The 21,693-nt window shown below is 70.5% G+C and carries 18 protein-coding genes; 9 read left to right on the plus strand and 9 right to left on the minus strand.

Annotated features, from left to right (window positions below; translation table 11 throughout):
• Nucleotides 1–2: 2 nt before the first annotated feature.
• Nucleotides 3–809 (minus strand): M15 family metallopeptidase, encoded by an 807-nt coding sequence (locus tag ACFVAJ_RS06145; RefSeq protein WP_376942126.1) that lies wholly within the window; start codon nt 807–809, stop codon nt 3–5.
• A 221-nt stretch (nt 810–1,030) separates the two neighbouring features.
• Here ACFVAJ_RS06145 and ACFVAJ_RS06150 point away from each other — a divergent pair, with 221 nt between their 5' ends.
• The 5 genes from ACFVAJ_RS06150 to ACFVAJ_RS06170 all read left to right on the plus strand — a co-directional run bounded on the left by ACFVAJ_RS06150 (nt 1,031) and on the right by ACFVAJ_RS06170 (nt 6,961).
• Nucleotides 1,031–2,368 carry an ABC transporter substrate-binding protein gene (locus ACFVAJ_RS06150; RefSeq protein ID WP_376942128.1) on the plus strand — a complete coding sequence of 446 codons (1,338 nt, stop codon included), beginning with the start codon at nt 1,031–1,033 and terminating at the stop codon, nt 2,366–2,368.
• Between the two features lie 86 nt (nt 2,369–2,454).
• Entirely contained in the window at nt 2,455–3,486 is a 1,032-nt protein-coding gene (locus tag ACFVAJ_RS06155; protein WP_376942130.1) for a carbohydrate ABC transporter permease, read from the plus strand.
• Complete coding sequence (locus tag ACFVAJ_RS06160; RefSeq protein WP_376942133.1) at nt 3,483–4,430, plus strand: carbohydrate ABC transporter permease; 948 nt, start codon at nt 3,483–3,485, stop codon at nt 4,428–4,430. The genes ACFVAJ_RS06155 and ACFVAJ_RS06160 overlap by 4 nt, the downstream gene beginning before the upstream one ends.
• Before the next feature lie 26 nt (nt 4,431–4,456).
• Nucleotides 4,457–5,914 carry a GH1 family beta-glucosidase gene (locus ACFVAJ_RS06165; protein ID WP_376942135.1) on the plus strand — a complete coding sequence of 486 codons (1,458 nt, stop codon included), beginning with the start codon at nt 4,457–4,459 and terminating at the stop codon, nt 5,912–5,914.
• 21 nt (nt 5,915–5,935) lie between these two features.
• Nucleotides 5,936–6,961 carry a LacI family DNA-binding transcriptional regulator gene (locus ACFVAJ_RS06170; RefSeq protein WP_376942137.1) on the plus strand — a complete coding sequence of 342 codons (1,026 nt, stop codon included), beginning with the start codon at nt 5,936–5,938 and terminating at the stop codon, nt 6,959–6,961.
• Between the two features lies 1 nt (nt 6,962).
• Here the strand turns inward: ACFVAJ_RS06170 and ACFVAJ_RS06175 are convergent, their stop codons facing one another.
• Genes ACFVAJ_RS06175 through ACFVAJ_RS06185 form a run of 3 tightly spaced genes read right to left on the minus strand, consistent with a single transcriptional unit; the run spans nt 6,963 to nt 11,097 of the window.
• Nucleotides 6,963–7,871 (minus strand): DNA-methyltransferase, encoded by a 909-nt coding sequence (locus ACFVAJ_RS06175; RefSeq protein WP_376942139.1) that lies wholly within the window; start codon nt 7,869–7,871, stop codon nt 6,963–6,965.
• A gap of 30 nt (nt 7,872–7,901) precedes the next feature.
• Nucleotides 7,902–9,632: an amidohydrolase gene (locus tag ACFVAJ_RS06180; RefSeq protein WP_376942141.1), complete on the minus strand. Its 1,731-nt coding sequence runs from the start codon at nt 9,630–9,632 to the stop codon at nt 7,902–7,904.
• Nucleotides 9,633–9,654: 22 nt separating this feature from the next.
• Nucleotides 9,655–11,097: an APC family permease gene (locus tag ACFVAJ_RS06185; protein WP_376942143.1), complete on the minus strand. Its 1,443-nt coding sequence runs from the start codon at nt 11,095–11,097 to the stop codon at nt 9,655–9,657.
• A 114-nt stretch (nt 11,098–11,211) separates the two neighbouring features.
• Here ACFVAJ_RS06185 and ACFVAJ_RS06190 point away from each other — a divergent pair, with 114 nt between their 5' ends.
• The gene (locus tag ACFVAJ_RS06190; protein ID WP_376942145.1) at nt 11,212–11,835 is read left to right on the plus strand and encodes a TetR/AcrR family transcriptional regulator; all 624 of its coding nucleotides are present in this window, start codon (nt 11,212–11,214) and stop codon (nt 11,833–11,835) included.
• Nucleotides 11,836–11,838: 3 nt separating this feature from the next.
• Here ACFVAJ_RS06190 and ACFVAJ_RS06195 read toward each other — a convergent pair whose 3' ends face one another.
• On the minus strand, nt 11,839–12,162 hold the full coding sequence (locus ACFVAJ_RS06195; RefSeq protein ID WP_376942147.1) for a hypothetical protein: 324 nt from the start codon (nt 12,160–12,162) through the stop codon (nt 11,839–11,841).
• A gap of 112 nt (nt 12,163–12,274) precedes the next feature.
• Complete coding sequence (locus ACFVAJ_RS06200; protein WP_376942148.1) at nt 12,275–13,324, minus strand: biotin/lipoate A/B protein ligase family protein; 1,050 nt, start codon at nt 13,322–13,324, stop codon at nt 12,275–12,277.
• A 141-nt stretch (nt 13,325–13,465) separates the two neighbouring features.
• Between ACFVAJ_RS06200 and ACFVAJ_RS06205 the strand changes: the two genes are divergently transcribed.
• Nucleotides 13,466–14,110, plus strand: coding sequence for a histidine phosphatase family protein (locus ACFVAJ_RS06205; RefSeq protein ID WP_376942150.1), 645 nt, complete (start codon nt 13,466–13,468; stop codon nt 14,108–14,110).
• A gap of 71 nt (nt 14,111–14,181) precedes the next feature.
• On the opposite strand, the gene ACFVAJ_RS06210 is transcribed toward ACFVAJ_RS06205, so the two are convergent.
• Complete coding sequence (locus ACFVAJ_RS06210; protein ID WP_376942152.1) at nt 14,182–15,903, minus strand: beta-N-acetylhexosaminidase; 1,722 nt, start codon at nt 15,901–15,903, stop codon at nt 14,182–14,184.
• Nucleotides 15,904–16,080: 177 nt separating this feature from the next.
• On the opposite strand from ACFVAJ_RS06210, the gene ACFVAJ_RS06215 reads away from it, so the two are divergent.
• Entirely contained in the window at nt 16,081–16,284 is a 204-nt protein-coding gene (locus ACFVAJ_RS06215; protein WP_376942154.1) for a hypothetical protein, read from the plus strand.
• Nucleotides 16,285–16,320: 36 nt separating this feature from the next.
• Here the strand turns inward: ACFVAJ_RS06215 and ACFVAJ_RS06220 are convergent, their stop codons facing one another.
• Nucleotides 16,321–17,169 carry an alpha/beta hydrolase gene (locus tag ACFVAJ_RS06220; RefSeq protein ID WP_376942156.1) on the minus strand — a complete coding sequence of 283 codons (849 nt, stop codon included), beginning with the start codon at nt 17,167–17,169 and terminating at the stop codon, nt 16,321–16,323.
• A 132-nt stretch (nt 17,170–17,301) separates the two neighbouring features.
• On the opposite strand from ACFVAJ_RS06220, the gene ACFVAJ_RS06225 reads away from it, so the two are divergent.
• Complete coding sequence (locus tag ACFVAJ_RS06225; protein WP_376942158.1) at nt 17,302–21,102, plus strand: NPCBM/NEW2 domain-containing protein; 3,801 nt, start codon at nt 17,302–17,304, stop codon at nt 21,100–21,102.
• A gap of 69 nt (nt 21,103–21,171) precedes the next feature.
• On the opposite strand, the gene ACFVAJ_RS06230 is transcribed toward ACFVAJ_RS06225, so the two are convergent.
• Entirely contained in the window at nt 21,172–21,585 is a 414-nt protein-coding gene (locus ACFVAJ_RS06230; RefSeq protein WP_376942160.1) for a nitroreductase/quinone reductase family protein, read from the minus strand.
• Nucleotides 21,586–21,693: the final 108 nt, after the last annotated feature.

Raw genomic sequence — 21,693 nt, forward strand, 5'->3', positions numbered from 1 at the left:
GCTCATTGCGCCGCGCCGCCCTGGACGCCGAAGAACTCCTCGAGGGTCGTCACGCCGCGCTCGTGCATCTCGGTGGCGAGCTCGACGCCGACGTAGCGGAAGTGCCACGACTCGTGCGGGTAGCCGGTGATCTCGACCTTGTCGGCGGGGTACCGGAGGATGAAGCCGAAGCGGTATCCGTTCGCCCGGATCCATTCGCCCTCGGCGCTGTCATCCATGCACTCGAAGCTGCAGCCGCCCTCGGTGCCGATGTCCATGGCGAGGCCGGTCTGGTGCTCGGAGTGCCCGGGCGGCGCGGTCGTCGGGTCGCTGCCGTCGCCGTAGAGCTCGACCTGCGTCTCGTAGCTGCGGAAGGCGCTGTTGGAAGCCAGGTAGAAGTCGGCTTCGTCAGCGGCGGCCTCGAACATCGCGACGGCCGCGTCGGAGGCCTCCTGCCGCAGCTCGGGCACCCAGGTGTGGGCGACCGGCACCTCGACGAGGTCGTCGGGCACGTAGTCCTCGGGGTTCAGCGCACGCACCTGGTTCACCACGACCCAGATGCTCGCCGGGTCGTCGAGCGAGTGCGCGGACTTGTCGAAGGTGTCGACGGTCGCGGGCGCGGCGGGCGCGGTGGGCGCGGGCCGCGGCGTGGCGGTCTCGTCGGCGGATGCGGATCCGGGGGTCGCTCCCCCGCCGCCTCCGGTGCCGACCACGGCGCCGACCACGATCACGGCGATCGCGACGAGCACCGCGATGAGCGAGAGCGCGATGGTCATGCGGCGTCGCTGGACCGCCTCGTCGATGGGCGGCAGGCCTGCGGGATCGGACACTCTCACGAGTCTACGCGGGGCCTCCGTGCCGGTCCGGCCCGCGCGCCGAGGGGGTTCCCAGCGGGGTGTGCCGCGCCCGCACCACCGCGTCGCGGGCGCTCCGTGAGAGCGCTCTCTTGACATCTCGCGAAATCACTCGTAGAGTCACCTCCCGACAGCGTGAGAGCGCTCTCACGTTGACGTGAGAGAGCGCTCTCACCCTTGCACCGAAACACCTCCCCATGCACACAAACCACGCACACAAAGGAGTGACCGTGAAGCTCTCACGACGCACCCGTGGTGCCGTCGCCCTCGCCGGCGCGGCATCCATCGCCCTCCTTGCCACCGCATGCTCCACCGGTGGCGACCAGGGCTCCGACGGCGAGGACATCACCCTCACCATCACCACGTTCGGCACGTTCGGCTACGACGACCTCTACAAGGAGTACGAGGACGCGAACCCGGGCGTGAAGATCGAGGCGACCAACATCGACACGGGCGGCAACGCCCGGACCGACGCGTTCACGAAGATCGCCGCGGGCTCCGGGCTCAGCGACATCGTCGCGATCGAAGAGGGCTGGCTCGGCGCCATCATGGAGGTCTCCGACCAGTTCGTCGACCTCACCGAGTACGGCATCGATGACCGCAAGGGCGACTGGGTCGACTGGAAGTACGACCAGGCGACCGACGCCGACGGCCGCGTCATCGGATACGGCACCGACATCGGCCCGACGGGTCTCTGCTACAACGGCCCGGCCTTCGCCGCCGCCGGCCTTCCGACCGACCGCGAAGAGGTCGCGGCGCTGCTCGAGGGCGACTGGGCGCACTACTTCGACGTCGGCCGCCAGTACCAGGCTGCGACCGGCAAGGCGTGGTTCGACCAGTCCGGCTTCGTCTGGAACTCGATCGTGAACCAGATGCCCGAGGGCTACTACACGAGCGACGGCGAACTCAACGTCGAAGACAACGCCGAGCTCAAGGCGAACTTCGACCTGCTCGCCGCCGCGGTCGGCGACAAGCTGTCGGCAGCTCAGGCCGAGTGGGACTGGAACAGCGGAAAGTCCTTCGTCGACGGCACCTTCGCCACGGCGGTCTGCCCCGGCTGGATGCTCGGCGTGATTCAGGGCAGCACCGAGGCCGGCGGCGGCGACGCCTCCACCGGCTGGGACTTCGCCGACGTGTTCCCCGGCGGCCAGGGCAACTGGGGCGGCGCGTGGCTCTCGGTCCCCGAGACGAGCCAGCACAAGGAGGAGGCCGCGAAGCTCGCCGACTGGCTGACCCAGCCCGAACAGCAGGTCAAGCAGTCCACGGCCGCCGGCAACTTCCCGAGCACCCTCGGCGCCCAGGAGGAGCTCGCGTCCGCCGCCGAGCCCAACGAGTTCTTCAACGGCGCACCCACCGGTGCGATCCTCGCCAAGCGCGCCGAAGGCATCGTCGCCCAGTTCAAGGGCGCCGACGACTCGGTGATCCAGGAGAACGTGTTCGGCCCCGTGCTCGATGCCCTCGACCGCGGTGAGGTCGACGCCACCACCGGGTGGGACCAGGCCATCGAGCTCCTCCACGAGCTCGTCGAGGACTGACCGACCGCTCGCGCATTCGGGGTCCCCGGGCTCGCGCCCGGGGACCCCGTCCCGTCCTGATCCTCACACCCCGAGAACGGCCAGCCATGACCACCACGCTCCGCACACCCCGCGCGGACACGGCGCCGACCCCGCCGCCCGCAGGCCCGCCCCGACCGACGTTCCGGCAGCGACTGTCCAGGTTCGACCTGAAGGCGTCCCCGTACCTCTACGTCTCCCCCTTCTTCCTCCTCTTCGCCCTCGTCGGCCTCTTCCCGCTCGGGTACACCCTCGTCGTCTCGATGCACGAGTGGGACCTGCTGAAGGGTCAGGGCCCGTTCGTCGGGCTCGACAACTTCGTCGAGATCCTCGGCGACAGCATGTTCTGGAACTCGATCTTCAACACCGTCAGCATCTTCCTGCTGTCCGCGATCCCCCAGCTCATCGTCGCGATCGTCTGCGCGTACCTGCTCGACCAGGGGCTCCGGGCCCCGACCTTCTGGCGCATGGGCGTGCTGCTGCCCTTCGTCGTCACACCCGTCGCCGTCGCCCTCATCTTCTCGAGCATCTTCAACGAGGCCGACGGCCTCGCGAACAACCTGCTGAACCTCATCGGCATCCCCGATCAGGCGTGGAAGCACGATACGTTCCTCAGCCACATCGCGATCGCCACGATGGTGAACTTCCGCTGGACCGGCTACAACGCACTCATCCTGCTCGCGGCCATGCAGGCCGTGCCCCGCGACCTCTACGAATCCGCCGCGATCGACGGGGCCGGCAGCATCCGCCGCTTCTTCTCGATCACGATCCCCTCGATCCGGCCGACCCTCATCTTCGTGATCATCACGGCCACCATCGGCGGCCTGCAGATCTTCGCCGAGCCGAGACTGTTCGACGTCTCGAGCGCGGGCGGCATCGGCGGCAGCGACCGTCAGTTCCAGACGACCGTGCTCTTCATGTGGGAGCTGGCCTTCTTCCGCCGCGACTTCGGCGAAGCCGCCGCCGTCGCGTGGCTGCTGTTCCTGCTGATCGTGGGCTTCGGCCTCGTGAACTTCCTGATCTCGCGGCGCATCGCAACCGGAGAGGGTCGCCCGAACCGCCGCACCCGCCGCGCCCTCGCCCGAGGAGAGAACCGATGAGCACCGCCATTCCCGAGCCGCTGCCCGCCGTCCAGGTCGACACCGTGGGCCCCGACCAGCCGCGCCGCCCGCGCGACGAGCGTCCGGCCGACTCGGCGCCCCGTCGTCGCCGCTCCGGCGTGGCCGGCCTCGGCAGCCGCCCCGGGTTCCTCACCTACGGACTGCTCACCGCGTTCCTCATCGGCAGCGCCTACCCGTTGTGGTGGTCGTTCGTCGTCGGCTCCGGCACGAACTCGACGCGCGGCGAGACCCTTCCGCTCATCCCGGGCGGCAACTTCCTCACCAACGCGCAGAAGGTGCTCGACGCGATCCCGTTCTGGCTCGCGCTCGGCAACTCGATCCTGATCTCGACGATCATCACGATCTCGGTCGTGACCTTCTCGACGCTCGCCGGGTACGCGTTCGCGAAGCTCCGGTTCCGCGGCCGCGACGGCCTCCTGGTCTTCGTCGTCGCGACGATGGCGATCCCGACCCAGCTCGGCATCATTCCGCTCTTCATGATCATGAAGGAGCTCGGCTGGACCGGCACGATCGGCGCGGTCATCGTGCCGACGCTCGTCACCGCATTCGGAGTCTTCTTCATGCGGCAGTACATGGTCGACGTCATTCCCGACGAGCTCATCGAGGCGGCGCGCATGGACGGCGCGAACCAGCTCCGCACCTTCTTCACCGTGGGCCTGCCCGCGGCACGACCGGCGATGGCGATCCTCGGGCTGTTCACGTTCATGACCGCCTGGACCGACTACCTCTGGCCGCTCATCGTGCTGAGCCCGTCGAACCCCACGCTGCAGACCGCGCTCAGCCAGCTGCAGTCGGGCTTCTACATCGACTACTCGATCGTGCTGACCGGTGCGGTGATGGCGACCATCCCGCTGCTGATCCTCTTCGTCATCGCCGGAAAGCAGCTGATCTCGGGAATCATGGCAGGAGCAGTGAAGGGATGACCGTCGAACTTCGAGAGGAACGCCAGATGACCGCCACGACGGATGCCACGCGCCGCCGCTTCCCCGACGGCTTCCTGTTCGGTGCGGCCACGGCCGCCTACCAGATCGAGGGGGCCGCGTTCGAGGACGGCCGCCGCGCCTCCATCTGGGACGCCTTCACCCGCGTCCCCGGTGCGGTGACCGGCGGAGACAACGGCGACGTCGCCTGCGACCACTACCACCGCATGCCGCAGGACGTCGCCCTGATGCGCGAGCTCGGGCTCCAGACCTACCGGTTCTCGACCTCGTGGGCGCGGGTGCGCCCCGACGGCGGCCCGGTGAACCCCGCCGGCGTCGACTTCTACTCGCGCCTCGTCGACGAACTGCTCGGCGCCGGCATCAAGCCGTGGCTGACGCTGTACCACTGGGACCTGCCGCAGGCCCTCGAGGAGCTCGGCGGCTGGACGGTCCGCGAGACGAGCGACCGCTTCACCGAGTACGCGCTCTCGCTGCACGACGCACTCGGCGACCGGGTCACCACCTGGACGACGCTCAACGAACCGTGGTGCGCCTCGTTCCTCTCGTACACGGGCGGCGAGCACGCACCCGGGCACCAGAGCGTCGCCGATGGGCTGCTCGCCTCGCATCACCTCCTGCTCGGTCACGGGCAGGTCGTGCGCGAACTGCGGGCGCGCGACGCGTCGCTCGACCTCGGCCTCACGCTGAACCACACGGTCGCCGACCCGGCCGACCCGCAGAACCCCGCCGACGTGGATGCGGTGCGTCGCCTCGACGGGCAGTTCAACCGCTGGTTCCTCGACCCGGTCTTCCGGGGTTCGTACCCGGCCGACATCATCGAGGACGTCCGGGCGGTCGACGCCGCCGCCGTCGAGCGCTTCGAGGCCGCCGTGCACGAGGGCGACCTCGACGTGATCGCCGCCCCGATCGACACCCTCGGCGTGAACTACTACCACGGCGACCTCGTCTCAGCGGAGCCGCCCGCGACGCCGCCGGTCTCGGGAGCCCCTGCGAACGCGCGCCCGACGCGCAGCCCCTACCCCGCGCCCGACGGCCTCCACTCGGTCGAGCGGGGCCTGCCCCGCACGGCGCAGAACTGGGAGGTGCAGCCCGAGGGGCTCACCCGCCTGCTGCGGCGCATCTGGGACGACTACGCCGCCGACGCGGGCACGGTGCTCGCCGTCACCGAGAACGGCGCCGCCTACGACGACGCCGTGACGGTCGACGAGGGCACCGGAGGCATCCGCATCGACGACGCCGATCGGGCCGAGTTCCTGCGCGCGCACCTCGCGGCGACGCTCGACGCCGCCGACGCCGGGGTCGACGTGCGCGGGTTCTTCTACTGGTCGCTGCTCGACAACTTCGAGTGGGCCTGGGGCTACGACAAGCGCTTCGGCATCGTGCACGTCGACTACGACACGCAGGTGCGCACGGTGAAGCACAGCGGGCACGAGTACTCGCGGATCATCCGCGACCGCGCGCTGTGACCGCAGACCTAGACTGACGACATGGCGAAGGATGCCGCGGGGTCGCCCCCGACCCTCGAGATGGTGGCCCGCGTGGCCGGGGTGTCGCGCGCGACGGTGAGCCGCGTGGTCAACGGCTCGCCGAAGGTCAGCCCCGACATCGTCGAAGCCGTGAACGCCGCCGTCGCCGAACTGCACTACGTGCCGAACCGCGCGGCGCGCTCGCTCGCCCGGCGCTCGTCGAACGCGATCGCGCTCGTGGTGCCAGAAGACGTGACCTGGTTCTTCAGCGACCCGTACTTCGCGACGATCGTGAAGGGCATCACGAGCCGCGTCGACGACAGCGAGTTCGTGCTGAACCTGCTCGTCGCTTCGACCGACCCGCACCACAAGACCCTGCGCTACCTGAACTCGGGCGTGGTCGACGGGGCGATCGTCATCTCGCACCACGTGGGCGACGCGATCCTCGCCGACACCCGGCCGTCGGTGCCGCTCGTCTTCGGCGGCCGGCCCGCGCTCGACGCCGACCAGGACGACTACTTCGTCGACGTCGACAACCGCGCCGCCGCGGCAGCGGGCACCGAGTACCTCATCGGTCGAGGGCACCGCCGCATCGGCTCGATCACGGGCCCCGTCGACATGCCCGCCGGCATCGACCGGCTCGACGGGTACCTCGACGCCGTGCGCGGCGCCGGACTCTCCGACGAGCTGTTCGAGACCGCCGACTTCACGGCCGCCGGCGCGACGCTCGCCGCTCGGCGGCTGCTCGACCGCGTCGGCGACGACGGCCTCGACGCGCTGTTCGTCGCCAGTGACCTCATGGCGACCGGCGTCGTCGCCGAGCTGCGCGAGCGCGGCCTGCGCGTGCCCGACGACGTCGCCGTGGTCGGCTTCGACGACAGCCCGGCGGCGGTCGCCGGGCCCGTGCCGCTCACGACCGTCGCGCAGCCCTCCGAGGCGGCGGGAGCCGCGATGGCCGACGTGCTGCTGCGGCTGCTCGCCGGCGAGGCCGAGGTGCCGCACGCGACGATCCTGCCGACCGAACTCGTGGTGCGCGAGTCGGCGTAGCTCAGCCCGCCGCCGCGGCAGGCCCCGTCGAGAACTCGACCCCCGCGACCTCAGCGAAGCGCGCCTGCATGACGGCGATCGCGTCGGGGTGCTCGTCGACGAGCACGAAGCGGCGGCCGAGCGTCGCCGCCACGGCACCGGTCGTGCCCGAGCCGGCGAAGAAGTCGAGCACCCAGTCGCCCTCGCGGGTCGAGGCCTGCACGATGCGCCGCAGGATGCCTTCGGGCTTCTGCGTCGGGTACCCGGTCTTCTCCTTGCCGGTCGGCGAGACGATCGTGTGCCACCAGACGTCGGTGGGCAGCTTGCCGAGTTCGGCCTTCTCGGGTGTCACGAGCCCCGGCGCCATGTACGGCTCGCGGTCGACTGCGGTCGAGTCGAACCAGTAGGCGTCGGGGTTCTTCACGTAGACGAGGATCGTGTCGTGCTTCGTCGGCCAGCGCCGCTTCGACTTCGCGCCGTAGTCGTACGCCCAGATGAGCTCGTTGAGGAAGCACTCGCGCCCGAACAGCGCGTCGAGCAGCACCTTCGCGTAGTGGGCCTCGCGGTAGTCGAGGTGCAGGTAGAGGGTGCCGTCGTCGGCGAGCAGCCGCCACGCCTCGACGAGGCGCGGCTCGAGGAACGCCCAGTAGTCGTCGAAGCGGTCGTCGTAGCGCAGCAGGTCGCCGCGGATGCGCTCGTACTGGCGCCCCGCGAACCCGGTGATCGTGTTGACGGTGTTCGCCGAGGCCCGCTCGAGCGCCGGGTCGCCGGCGGCGCGCTGACGCACATGGCGGGTGGCCTGCCGCGCCTGCGCCCGACCGGTGTTGAACGGCGGGTCGAGGTAGATGAGGGTGAAGCCGCCCTCGGGCAGGGTGGGCAGCACGGCGAGGTTGTCCGCATGGATGATGCGGTTCGGTTCGTCGGCTGCCACGCCCCCAGTCTGCCAGTCGCCCCGCTCGGCTCAGTGGCCGCCGTGCGCGTGCGCCTCCGAGAACTCGCGGCCCGCGACCGGGTCGGCGGCGGGCGCCGCACCGACCGCGTCGGCCACCGCACCGCGCGAGTGCACCACGCGCCCGCCCACGAGCGTCACCTCGGCGTGCTCGCCGAGGAGGGCCGCCGGGTCGTGCTCGTGCGCGTAGAGGTCGCCCGACCAGACCACGAGGTCGGCGTCCATGCCGGGCGCGAGCCGGCCGCGCGAACGCTCGAGGTGCCAGGCCCGTGCGCCGTGCACCGTGTACGCCCCGAGCGAGCGATCGAGGCCGACCCGCTCCCCCGCCGTCCACGCGTCGCCGCCGTCGAGCGCCGCGCGGGTCGCGGCCGAGAAGAGGCCGACGAGCGGGTCCATCTCGCCGACCTGCCAGTCGCTCGAGAAGGCGACCGTCGCACCCGAGTCGAGCAGGCTCCTGAACCGCCAGGCCCGGTTCCACCGCTCCTCGCCGACGTTGTCCATCCACGTGCCGGCGACGAGGTCGGGCGAACAGTGCCGCGGCTGCATCGCCGCTGTGACGCCGAGCTCGGCGAAGCGACCGAGGTCGTCGGGGTGCAGGCATTCGACGTGCACGACGCCGTGACGCCGGTCGATCGTGCCGTTCGCTCGCTGCGCGTGCTCGATCGCGTCGAGCGCGAGCCGGATGCCGCCGTCGCCGGTCGCGTGCGTATGGGTCTGCAGGCCGAGCCGGTCGAGTTCGGTGACGACGTCGACGAGTTCGCGCCCACCGTTTCCGGCGTAGCTCGGGCGCCCGCGTCGGCCGGGCCGGTTGGCGTAGTCGTCGAGCATGAGCGCCGTGTGCGGCTCGATCACGTCGTCGGCGTAGAGCTTGATCGGGCCGAGGCGCAGGAGGCCCGAGGCATCCGCGTGCTCGGCCGCGTTCGTGATCGTGTCGCGCAGCGTACTGCGGAACGCGCCGTCGGCGCCGACCGGGTGGAACAGCGCCGCAATCACCCGCGAGCTCAGCACGCCCTCGGCGAGGGCGCGCTCGAAGAGCGGCAGCTCGGCGAGGGGCACCTGCGGCTCGACGACGGTCGTGATGCCGAGCGCGGTCGCCATGCGCATGCTCGACTGCAGCTTTCGGTAGCGGCGTTCGGGCGAGTACATCGGGATGTCGCGTTGCAGCGCCGCGAGCCCCGCGACCGTCATCGCGCTCGTGTAGAAGTCGGTGACCCATCCGGTCGCCGCGCCGTCGGCGTCGCGCTCGGCGCGGCCCCAGGCGATTTCGCCGCCGTCGTCGATGCCGAGCACCTCGAGGGCGCACCGGTCGAGCCAGACCGAGTGCTGGTCGTAGGTCGTCACGAAGATCGGCCGGCCCAGCGGATCGAGCCCCGCGAGATCACGCGCGTTCGGGCGGCGGTTCTCGACGATCGCGTAGACGGCGTTCTCGGCGCAGATCCAGGGCAGCTCGGGACGCGCCGCGCCGAACTCGGCGATCCGTCGACGCACCTCGTCGAGGGTGTGCGCCCCCTCGAGCGAGACCGCGTCCTCGTCGAAGCCGAGCAGCAGGTGGTTGTGGCTGTCGATGATGCCCGGGGTCACGAGCCGCCCGTTCGCTTCGATCGTGCGGCGGGCGGCGGGCGCCTCGTTCGCCGGGCCGACGTAGGCGATGCGGTCGCCCGTGACGCCGATCGCCTCGGCCCATGGCTGCGCCGGGTCGAAGGTGCGCACTCGGGCGCCGGTGATGAGGAGGTCGAGGGTCATGGTGCTGGGTGCTTTCCGGGTATCAGGCGAGGTCGTCGTCTTCGTCGGCGTCGAGGAGGTGGGCGGCTCCGGGGTTCCGACGGAGGTAGAGCGCGTAGTAGGCGAATCCCGCGGCGATGATGCCGGCGGCGATGCCGAGGCTCAGCCACTGGGCGGGGTCGAGGATGCCGATGACGAAGATCGTCGCGATCGCGGCGAGGGCGACGATCGGCGCGAGCGGCCAGAGCGGCATGCGGAAGTACGCCGAGGTCGAGAGACCTGCCGCGGTCTCGCGGTTCGTCTGGCGGCGCACGACGAGCGCGGCGAGGGCGATGAAGCCGTAGCTGAAGGCGAGCGTCGAACCGGTTGCGTTGAGCAGCACGTCGAAGGGCACGAAGCAGGCGGCGAGCGCCAGCACGCCCATGACGACGGTCGCGGCGACGGGCATCTTCGTCGACGGGGAGACCATGGCGAGGGGGCGCGCGAGCCCGGCCGGCATGGCCCCGTCGCGGGCCGCGGCGAAGAGCAGTCGGCCCGACTGCAGGGCGATGGCGATGATCGCGTTGACGATCGCGAGGGCGATCGCCACGAGCACGACGATCGTGACGGCGTCGCCGGCGCGCTCGGCGAGGAAGGTCTCGACCGGGAGCGCCGCACCGAAGAGGCCCTCGAGCGAGTCGGCGCCGAGCAGGATCGCGGTGAGCGGGATGAGCTCGGCGAGCACGGTGATGAGTGCGCTCCAGAGCACGGCGCGGGCGATCGTGCGGCGGGCGTTGCGGGTCTCTTCGGCGAAGTAGATCGCCCCGCCGTAGCCGTTGTACGAGAAGATGCCCTGGGTGATCGCGAGCACGAGGCCGGCGATGCCGAGCGGCGCGAGACCGCCGGTCGCGGGGTCGAGCACCTGCGGGTCGAACAGCGCCGTGACGGGCCGCTCGACGTGGATGAGGCCGAGCACCGCGAGCAGCACGAGCGCCGCCATCTCGACGAAGAGGAACGCGCCGGTCACCCAAGCGTTGGTGCGGATGTTGAAGCACGCGGTCACGGTCGCGAGCACGATCACGATGAGCGCCGTCCACAGCGGGTCCAGTCCGGCGATCGCGACGCCGAGGTAGTCCGCGACGCCGAGCGCGAAGATCGCGACGATGAGCGGCAGGGTGATGAGGTTGATGAAGAAGACGGCGGCGCCCGCCGCCGGGCCGAGCACGCGGTTCACGAGCGAGTAGTCGCCGCCGGCGATGGGATGCCGCGACCCGAGCTCGGCGTAGCAGAGGGCCACGAGCAGGCTGATGACGCCCGCGAGGGCGAAGCCCCAGAAGACGCCGGTGCCGTAGGTCGCGAGCGCGGCGCCGCCGAGGATGAAGACGCTGGAGGCGGGCGAGATGCCCGAGAGCGTGATGAGCACGTTGCCGCCGACGCCGAGCGAGCGCGAGAGCTGCGCGCCGTGGGTCGTCGTCGCCGCGGTATCGAGGGAGGGAGGGGTGGACATGTCGGTCTCTCTTCGTCGGGGGATCCGAGTGGTGCTTCGTTGGGGACGAATAATTTGACTCAAGTGTCAAAGAATGCACCGAGCATGACAGGGCGATCGGTTAGTGTCAAGGGCATGGCCCGACCCCGCGACCAGCGCGCACGCCGCGAATCGCTCATCGAGGCGACGTATGCCGCCGGGCGCATGCACGGCCTCCGATCGCTGTCGCTGACCGATGTCGCCGCACAGGCAGGCCTCACCCGAGGCGCGATCCTCTACTACTACGAAGACCTCGACGCGCTCCTCGCCGAGGCGCACGCGGCCGGCGTCGAGCGCTTCTGCGATCAGCGCGACGCCACGGTCGCAGCCCTCGACGACCCGCGCGAGCAGCTCGCCGCCGCGATCGACGGCGGTCTTCCGAGCGGTCCCGACGACGCCCTCATGAGCCTGCTCTACGAGTTCGACGTGCTCAGCGGCAACTCGACGCTCCACGACGAGCTCGTGCAGAAGCTCTACCTGCGCCAGCTCGAGACCTACCGGCGCATCCTCGCGGCGGGGCGGGCCGCCGGGCACTTCACCCCGAGGCTCGACGACGAACAGCTCGCGATGACGTTCGTCGCCCTCGAAGACGCCTACGGCCTGCACATCGTCGGCGGCAACGCGCTCATGACCGTCGCGACGGCGGCGGCGGCCATGCGCGCCGTGGCCGCCGAGCTCGGCTGCCCGACGTCGACGACGACGGCGACGACGGCCGAGTAGCCGTCAGACGTCGAGGCGGATCGAGCCCTTGAACCGCTCGGCGCGCGCCGCAGGCGCCCCCGAGGCATCCTGCTCGTCGGCGAAGGCGATGCCCTTGTCGCCGTCGGGCGTCGGGGCGGGCGTCGGCAGGCGCTTCTGCCGCTCCATCTCGACCTGGGCCTCGTACTTGCGCGGCGCGAAGACCTCGTCACCGATCATCATGACGGCGCTGCCGCTCGGACGACCCTTCTTCGTCTTGTCGGAGAGGTCGATCCAGCCGCGCTTCACCGCGACGCCGAGCACGACGACGGCGAGGAGCGCGCACAGGAGCCAGATCCACCAATCCACCCGGCGAGTCTAGCGGGGCGACCCTGAGACTTCCTCGCAGGGGTCGGAGAGCGGATCCTCGGGTGTGCTCTGACACTGACCCGCCTGGTGGGTCAGTGTCAGAGCACACCGATCACGGCACCCGGTAGAGCCACTCGCGGGTCGCGAACTTCGTCTCGACGAGCTCCTCGGCCTCGGCGAGCTCGTCGGCCGAGACGGTGCCGACCGTGGCCCCGGTGAGCGAGGAGAAGGTCTGCTTGAGGCTCTCGATGATCGCCGCACGGCTGAGTCCGGTCTGCGAGCGAAGGGGGTCGACCCGCTTGGCGGCGCTCGCGATGCCCTTGTCGCTGATCTTCTCGCGGCCGATGCGCAGCACCTCGAGCATCTTCTCGTTGTCGAGGTCGTACGCCATCGTGACGTGGTGCAGCACGCCGCCCGAGCCGAGTCGCTTCTGCGCAGCACCGCCGATCTTGCCCGCCGGGCTCGCGATGTCGTTGAGCGGCTGGTACGTCGCCTCGATGCCGACGTTGCGCAGCCCCTGGAGCACCCAGTCGTCGAGGAACGCGTACGAGTCGGCGAAGCTCATGCCCTGCACGAGCTCACCGGGCACGTACAGCGAGTAGGTGACGACGTTGCCGCGCTCCATCATCATCGCGCCGCCGCCCGAGATGCGGCGGACGACCTCGAAGCCGTACTTCTCTGCGCCCTCGGGGTCGACCTCGTTCTTCACCGACTGGAACGAGCCGATCACGACCGCCGACTCGTCCCACTCCCAGAACCGCAGGGTGGGCTTGCGGCGCCCCTCCCCCACGCGGGTGGCGAGCACCTCGTCGAGCGCGAGGTGCGTGCGCGGCGGCACGGCCTCGTCGTGCACGATCTCCCACTCGTAGTCGGCCCAGCTCGTCGCCTCGGTGAGCGCGCGTCGCACCGCGACGGCGACCGCTTCGGCCGAGAAGCCGAGCATCACGGCGTCGCTGCGGAGGCCCGCGGTGATCGCGGCCGCGATCTGCTTCGCATCGGATGCCGCCGGCAGCCCCTCGAGCGCGGCGTTGATGTCGTCGAGGGCCTCGTCGGGCTCCAGGAAGAAGTCGCCCGCGACACGGACGTTTCGCAGCGCACCGCCCTCGACGTCGAAGTCGACGATCACGAGCTTGCCGCCGGGCACCTTGTATTCACCGTGCATGCCGTACAGCCTACGGATCACCGCCGGCACCGGTGGCGAGTCGCAGGAGAACCGACGATCGGCACCGGTCGTTCACGGCGTGTCCGCCGAATCATCCTGCGGCTCGTTCCCGTTCGTCGACCTCCTGCGTACGCTGGCGGCATGACGACGTTCTTCCTGGCCAGGCACGGCGAGACCGTCTGGCACGCCGAGCACCGCTACGCGGGCAACTCCGACGTGCCGCTCACCCGGCACGGACTCGGCCAGGCCGCGGCGCTCGGCGCGTGGGCGGTGGGCGCCGGGCTCGATGCGATCGTGGCCTCGCCGCTCAGCCGAGCCCAGCGCTCGGCGGCGCCCGCCGCCGAGACGACGGGCCTGCCCGTGCGCAGCGAGGCGCGGCTCGTCGAGATCGACTTCGGCGACGCCGAGGGCCTGACGCCCGACGAGCTCGTCGAGCAGTACCCCGAGGAGTGGGCGGCGTTCTGCGAGGCGCCGGCATCGAATCCCTTCCCGGGCGGCGAGACCGGCCGCGCCGGCATCGAGCGGGCGCTTCCGGTGTTCGACGAGCTCGTGGAGGAGTTCCCCGACGGCCGGGTGCTCATCGTCGCGCACGCGACGCTCATCCGGCTGCTGTTCTGCGAGATGGCCGGCATGGACCCCGACGGCTACCGCGACCTGCTGCCGGTGCTCGGCAACTGCAACGTGACCACGATCGTCTACCCCTGGGCGACCGAGTCGCGTGCGGCGCACCATCCCCGCATCCGCCTGCTCGGCTACGACGTGCCGCCGTGGCACGCGGGCGTGTAGCGCCGGGCGGCACGAACACGACGAGGCGCCACCGGGAACCCCGGTGACGCCTCGCACGGGTGCGACGGCCCTCAGCCCTCCCAGGGCACGTCGGGCGCGCGGTAGTAGCCGATGCCCATCTCGTCCCAGCGGTCGGCGTGCGCGACGATGCGCCGCTCGAAGTCGTCGAACGAGCGGACCTCGGGAGCGGACCAGCCGACCTCGGCGATCGCGGGCATGCGCGGGAAGCTCGTGAAGTCGGCGTACTGCGCGACCGGGATGAACTGGTCGAGCGAGGTCGGCAGCGAACTCGAGCCACGGTAGGCGCGGTCGGCCCAGAGTGCGGCCTCGACGCCCTCGATCTGCTCCTCGGTCGCGAGCGAGACACTGCCGTCGGGGCTCGAGGTCACCGAGATCGGGTCCCAGCTGTAGGCGCGCTCGAGGTCGACGTACCCGGCCCAGCTCAGGCCGTACGGAACGCTCCGGTCGTACTTCATGTCGAGGTAGGAACGGTCGGCCGGCGAGGCCACGACGGTCGCTCCCTGGGCGAGTGCGTTGCGGAGCTCGCGCACGTCGGGGCGCTCGTTCGGCGTGCCGATCGACGCCTGGTCGCCCGCGTCGGCCCACCACTGCATGATCGATCCGGCCGGCAGCGGCGAGGCGCCGATCTGGTGCCAGCCCATGACGCGCTTGCCCTGCTCGGCGAGCACCTCGGCGGAGGTCTCGACGTACCAGTCCATCTGCTCCTGGGTCGTCGACGGCACCTCGTCGCCGCCGATGTGCACGATGTCGGAGGAACTCTGCTGCGCGGCCTCGGTCAGCACGTCCTGCAGGTAGGCGCGCACCTCGTCGCGACGCTCGGGCGTGAGGCAGATCGTCGGCAGACCGACGTCGAAGCCCGAGTACGGGGCGACGGCCTTGCCGTCGCAGTTGATCTCGGGGATCGAGGCCTTGGCGGCCATCGCGTGACTCGGCCCGTCGATCTCGGGCACGACCTCGATGAAGTGCTCGGCCGCGTACGACACGATCTCCTGGTAGTCGGCCTTCGTGTAGAACCACGGCCCGCCGGTCCCGGGCTTCCAGCCGCTCTGGGTCGAGGCGCCGATCTGCGTCAGCTCGGGTCGCGCATCGACCGTGAGCCGCCAGCCCTGGTCGTCGGTCAGGTGCAGGTGGAGCGCGTTGTACTTGTAGAGCGCCATCTGGTCGATGAACCGCTTGACGTCGTCGACGGGGTAGAACCGTCGACCGACATCGAGCATCGCGCCGCGGTAGTCGTAGCGGGGCGCGTCGTCGATGCTGACCGCGGGAACCGACCAGTCGCCCCCTGGCGACCCGGCGGACTCGATCTCGTCGGGCAGGAGCTGACGCAGCGTGGTCACTCCGCGGAACAGCCCCTCGGCGCTGTGCGCCTCGATCGTCACGCGCGTGCCCTCGGCGTCGAGCCGATATCCCTCGTCGCCGAGGTCTGCGTCACCGCGGGTCGAGAGCACGATGGTGGCGCCCTGGGATGCCCCGGCCGTGCGTTGCCCGACCGGGATCGAGTAGCCCGTGGCATCCCGGAGCAGCTCGGCGAGGCCTTCGCCGACCTCGGCGGCGCCGTCGTCGCGGGGGTGGATCTTGATGACGCTGCCCGAGCCGAGCTCGACGGGTTCGCCCGCGGCTTCGGCGAGCTCGCTCGGCGCAGGGATGAGCGCGATCTCCGCTCGATCGTCGCCGGTGTCGGCTGCATTGGCCGGGAGCGGTGCGGCGATGAGCGCGAGCGCCCCCACTACGACGGTTGCGGCGAGCGCGGTGGCGCGGGGCCGTCTGGACATCGGTGTCCTCCTCGAGCATCGGCGGTCAGGTGGTCCCGGGTTTCCTCGAAGCTAACGAGATCTGATCGAGGATGTCAATAGCAAGCCAAATTCGATCATCAACGCGCAATATCCATGATCATTCACGCAGGTTGACCCTCGGATGACGCCGTCCGCCGAGCCCCGTAGACTCCGCCTATGGACGAGGACGACCGGAAACCCGCACCGACCGGCACGGCCGATCCGCCGTATCAGGCGGTCGCGCCGAACCTCGACCGGCTCTCGCGCGACTCGCTGAAGCCGGGCAGCGTGAGCCGCCGCCGCATCGGCCGCGCGGCGATCGGTCTCGCCCTCGTGCTCGCCGCCGTCGCGGCGATCATCGTCTGGACGCTCGTCGCTTGAGCCGGCCGGCGCGCGAGCCCGCGCCCGGCGCCCCGCTCAGTCGACCGCGAACCGCTCGTCGAGCCAGCGCACGAGATCGGCCCGCACCTCCTCGCGGTTCGTCTCGTTGAAGATCTCATGGCGGGCGCCCTCGTAGACGACGACCTCGACATCGGCGAGCCCCGAGTGCCGTACGTAGCGCTCGGCGAGGAGGCGCACGCTGCGCTCGCCGCCGAGCGGGTCGTCGGATCCGATCATGATGAGCAGCGGGAGCTCGGCCGGGAGGCCCTTCACCGGGCGGCCGAGTAGGCGGGCGGCGTCGACGAGGCCGAACAGCTTCCGCACGGAATCCGCGGTGGTGTACGGATCGGCCATGAACGCCGGGGCGACCGCGGGGTCGCGGCTCAGCCACTCGACCGGCGTCGGGCCGAGCTTGCGGAAGCGCGCGTTGAGGTCCCCGCCGTTCATGTGCAGCAGCGTGCGATACGCCGTGCCGGTGAGCACGAACGCGTCGTAGTCCTCGGCCGAGCGGTTCATGATGATCTGCCCGACGAGCGACCCCCACGAGTGTCCCAGGTAGACGAGGGGCACGTCCGCCCCCTCCTCGGCGCGGATCACCTCGGTGAACCGCTCGACGGCGTCGACGGTGGCCCGCAGCCCGCCGGGTCCGAGCCGGCCCATGCGGGTGAGGTCGCCGCCGTGCTGCTCGAAGCCCGTCTTGCCGTGCCCGCGGTGATCGTCGGCCCAGACCGAGTAGCCGGCGGCGTTGAGGGCCTCGACGAGTTCGCCGTACCGACCGATGTGCTCGCCGACGCCGTGCGCGAGCTGGATCACCGCATGCGGCTCCGCAACGCGCCACGACTCGTAGTGGACTCGGACCCCGTGCGCGTCGGTGAAGGTCGGCATGTGGTCATTGTGGCAGGCCGTTCGTCCTGAACCGCGCCGACCCCTTGACGGGGGTGATTCCGGAGTGATCTCATTTGAACGTTTAGTGCGTCAAAACGTCATAAACCATCATTTCCGAGAATGCGAGCAACGATGCAGCAACCTGGAACACGCGCCGCGGGTCGACCGCGGCGCACGACCGCCCTCGGCCTCGCGGCGCTCGTCGCGATGACCGGACTCAGCGCCGTCGCCTTCACGGTCGGCGCCACGCCCGAGCCGGCCGCGGCCGCCTCGTCCGAACCCACCCCGATCACCCCGAAGAAGGTGAACCCCGAGGTCCCCGTCGACGACACGGGCGAGTCCCTCGGCGCCGTAACCGACGTCACGAAGGACGGCGCGAGCGTCACACTCGAGGCCGAGCACGGCGCCATCCGCGCCACCTTCCTCGACGAGCGCACCCTCCGCCTCGAGGCGACCCCGACCGGCGAGTTCACCGACCCGGCGAACACCCCGCAGAACGACCCGGCGCGCACGGCGAACATCGTCGTCGGCACCGACGATTTCGACGGGGCATCCGTGGAGGTCGCCGAGGGCGACTCGATCACCGTCTCGACCGAGCAGGTCTCGCTCGAGATCGACCGCGCGACCGGCGCCGCGACGCTGACGCGCGCCGACGGCTCGCTCGTGTGGGCCGAGTCCGAGCCGCTGACCTTCGGCGGCTCGTCGACCACGCAGCACCTGGCCGCGGTCGACGGCGAGCAGTTCCTCGGCGGCGGCATGCAGAACGGGCGGTCGATCCACACCGGCGCGACCATCAACGTCGCCCGCAGCTACGACTGGGACGACGAGGGCTACCCGAACGCGGTGCCCTACTACATGTCGTCCAACGGCTACGGCGTGCTGCGCAACACCTTCGCGGCGGGCAGCTACGACTTCGCCGGACACACGACGACCCACGCCGAGCAGCGCTTCGACGCCTACTACTTCGTCGGCGACTACACCGACGCGCTCGACGGGTACACGAAGCTCACCGGCCGGCCGATGATGCCGCCCGTCTACGCCCTCGAATACGGCGACGCCGACTGCTACAACCGGTCGAGCCCCACCTACTCGGGATCGAAGGACCCGGCGAAGCTGAAGACCCCGCAGGCGCTCGAGATCGCGAAGGACTTCGTCAAGAACGACATGCCCGCGGGCTGGATGCTCGTGAACGACGGCTACGGCTGCGAGTACCAGGAGCTGCCCGAGACGGTCGACGCGATCGAGGAGGAGACCGGCCTCAAGACCGGCCTCTGGACCCAGCGCTCGCTGACCCAGCAGGAGTACGAGGTCGGCGAGGCCGGCGTTCGCCTGCGCAAGCTCGACGTCGCGTGGGTCGGCGCCGGCTACCGCCTCGCGCTCACCGGCTGCGAGGCCGCGCACAGCGGCATCGAGCAGTACTCCGACGCCCGCGGCACCTCGCTCATGGTCGAGGGCTGGGCGGGCTCGCAGCGCTGCGGCATGCAGTGGACGGGCGACCACACGGGCAATCTCGACGCCGTGCGCTGGCAGGTCTCGGCGCTCACCGGCGCCGGCAACTCGGGCATGCCCTTCACCACGGGTGACGTCGACGGCATCTTCGGCGGTTCCGCCGAGAGCTACGTGCGCGACCTGCAGTGGAAGGCCTTCGCCCCCGCGCTCTACTCGATGAGCGGCTGGGCCTCGGTCGACAAGCGGCCGTGGCTCTACGGCGACCAGGCGACCGAGATCAACCGCTCGTACCTGCAGCTGCGCCAGCAGCTCATGCCGTACATCTACTCGCTCGCGGCCGAGTCGCACGAGAGCGGCCTGCCGATGATGCGCTCGCTCGCGCTCGAGTTCCCGAAGGACGCGGGCTCGTACAGCGTCGAGGCGAACAACGAGTTCCTGCTCGGCGGCGACTACCTCGTCGCCCCGGTGTTCACGAAGACGACCGTGCGCAACGGCATCTACCTGCCCGACGGCGAGCAGTGGGTCGACTACTGGACGGGCAAGCTCTACGAGGGCGGCCAGGTGCTCAACGGCCACCCCGCACCGCTCGACAAGCTGCCGATCTTCGTGCGCGCCGGTGCCGTCGTGCCGCAGGGCGTCGTCGCCCGCAACGCCTCGCTCGTGCCCGAGGACTCGCCGATCACCCTGTCGGTCTACCCGCAGGACGAGAGCGAGTTCGCGCTCTACGAGGACGACCAGGTGACCCGCGCCTACGCCGACGGCGAGTCGAGCGTGCAGCGATTCACGGTCGACGCGCCGAAGGCCGGCAAGAAGGGCACCGTGCGCATCGAGATCGGCGAGCGCGAGGGCGACTACGACGGCAAGGCCGAGTCGCGGCCGTACCGCGTCGAGGCGCACACCGGTTCCGAGCCCAAGAACGTGAAGCTCGGCAACCGCACGCTGCCGCGCGTCGACGACGTCGCGGAGCTCGACGAGGCGCCCGGCTGGGCGTTCCTCCCCGAGCAGGCTGGCGGGGTCGTCGTGGTCTCGACGGGTGCGATCGACTCGAACGAGTCGGTGCGACTGACCCTCACCGACACGAGCGGCGTGGGCGGACAGGATGCCGACGCCACCGCGGCATCCGTGGCCGTCGACCTCGTCGACCGCGTCTTCCAGGGCGACGAGACCACCGTCACCGCGACCTTCACCAACACGGGCACGAAGGCGAAGGACGACGTCGTGCTGACGCCCGTCGCGCCCGAGGGCTGGAGCCTCGTCTCCGCGAGCGGTGAGCAGGCGGGCACCGTGAAGAAGGGCGGCACGGCGAGCGCCGAGTTCGTCTTCGAGGTCACGGATGCCGCGGCCGCCGACCTGCAGACGGTCGCCGTCGAGGCGTCGTACACCTCGAAGGGCCAGCCGAACACGGTGTCGGGAGCGAACCAGCTCTACGTCGCCTACGGCTCCCTCGCGGGCGCCTACAACGCCGACGCGATCAGCGAGATCGCGACGGCGAAGGCGGCGAACTTCGACGGCGGCGGCGCGAGCTTCTCGGCCGAGGCGCTCGCCCGCGCGGGCGTCACGCCGGGCTCGACGGTCACCGTCGGCACGGGCGACGCGGCGATCGAGTACACGTGGCCCGCACCCTCGGGGGCGGCCGACTCGGTCTCGCCGGCGGGGCAGACGATCGCGCTCTCGGGCAAGGGCACGCACCTCGCGGTGCTCGCGTCCGCGGCGACGGGCGGCGGGGTGAACCCCGAGCTCGAGCTGCACTACGCCGACGGCAGCGTCGCGAAGCAGAGCGTGTACTTCCCGAACTGGCTGCTGCAGGCCTCCGGCCTGCAGGGGTCGTCGGTCGCGATCACCTCGCTCGGGCGCAACAGCGCGACGAACCCGAACGTGTACGAGTACCCGACGGGCAAGTACCAGGTGTACTCGAACGTGCTGCGGCTGAACCCGTCGAAGGAGCTCGCCTACGTCGTGCTGCCGACCGAGTCGCGGATGAAGATCTTCGACTGGAAGGTCGTCGACCAGCCGCTGCCGACGCCGCCGTCGGGCACGGTCTTCGCCTCCGAGCTGCCGTGGCTGAGCGCCTCGAACGGCTGGGGCGTCATCGGCAAGAACGTGGCGAACAAGGACGCCGCGAACTCGCCCGACGTGCCGCTCGCGATCAATTACACCGACCCGGCCACGGGGCAGAACCCGACGTACGCGAAGGGACTCGGGGTGCACGCACTCTCGAAGATCACGTACTACGTGGGCGGGGCGTGCAGCGCCTTCACCGCGGAGGTCGGGCTCGAGGCGAAGTTCGCCGGCAACGTCATCTTCAAGGTCGACGCCGACGGCGACAACCGCTACCAGTCGCGCACCTTCACCCCCGGGTTCGCGCCCGAGAAGGTGAGCGTCGATCTCGACGGCGTGCAGTACGTCGACCTGATCGTCGAGGCGCCCGGCAGCATCAACGGCGCCCACGGCGTGTGGGGCGACGCGAAGTTCACCTGCGACTGAGGTCGCGATGAACGGATGCCCCGGCGAGTGCGACTCGCCGGGGCATCCGCGTGTTCGGTCCGGTGCCGATCAACTCACGCTGGGCGTGAGCTGCAGCACCGGGATCCGACGGTCGGTCTTCTCGAGGTAGCCGCCGAACTGCGGCTCCTCGGACACGATCGCGTCGTACGCCTCGCGCCACTCGTCTTCGGGGATCTCGGTCGCGGTCACCGTCTGGACGACGACCTCGCCGTCGACGAGCGCCTCGAGCTCGAACGTCGGGTTCGCGCGCAGGTTGTGGTACCAAGCGGGGTTCTCGGGCGTGCCCCCCTTGGATGCCACCACGCGCCATCCCTGGTCGTTGCGGAAGCCGACGACGGGATTCAGGCGCGTCTCGCCCGACTTGGCGCCGATGGAGTGCAGGATCACCAACTTCGGCCCCCAGTGGTTCTCGGTGCCCTTGGTGCTGCGGAACTGCTCGATGACGTCATCATTCCAACCCATGCCCGACTCCAACGCGGGCGGAGTGCGGAATCTTCCTCGCGCCGTCGAATCCGCGGGAGGATCTCGCGGCATCGCTCCCTGAAATACTTAGCCACACTAATTTGTTAG

This window comes from Agromyces sp. NPDC057679 (assembly GCF_042799635.1).
In the GTDB taxonomy this organism is placed as follows: domain Bacteria; phylum Actinomycetota; class Actinomycetes; order Actinomycetales; family Microbacteriaceae; genus Agromyces.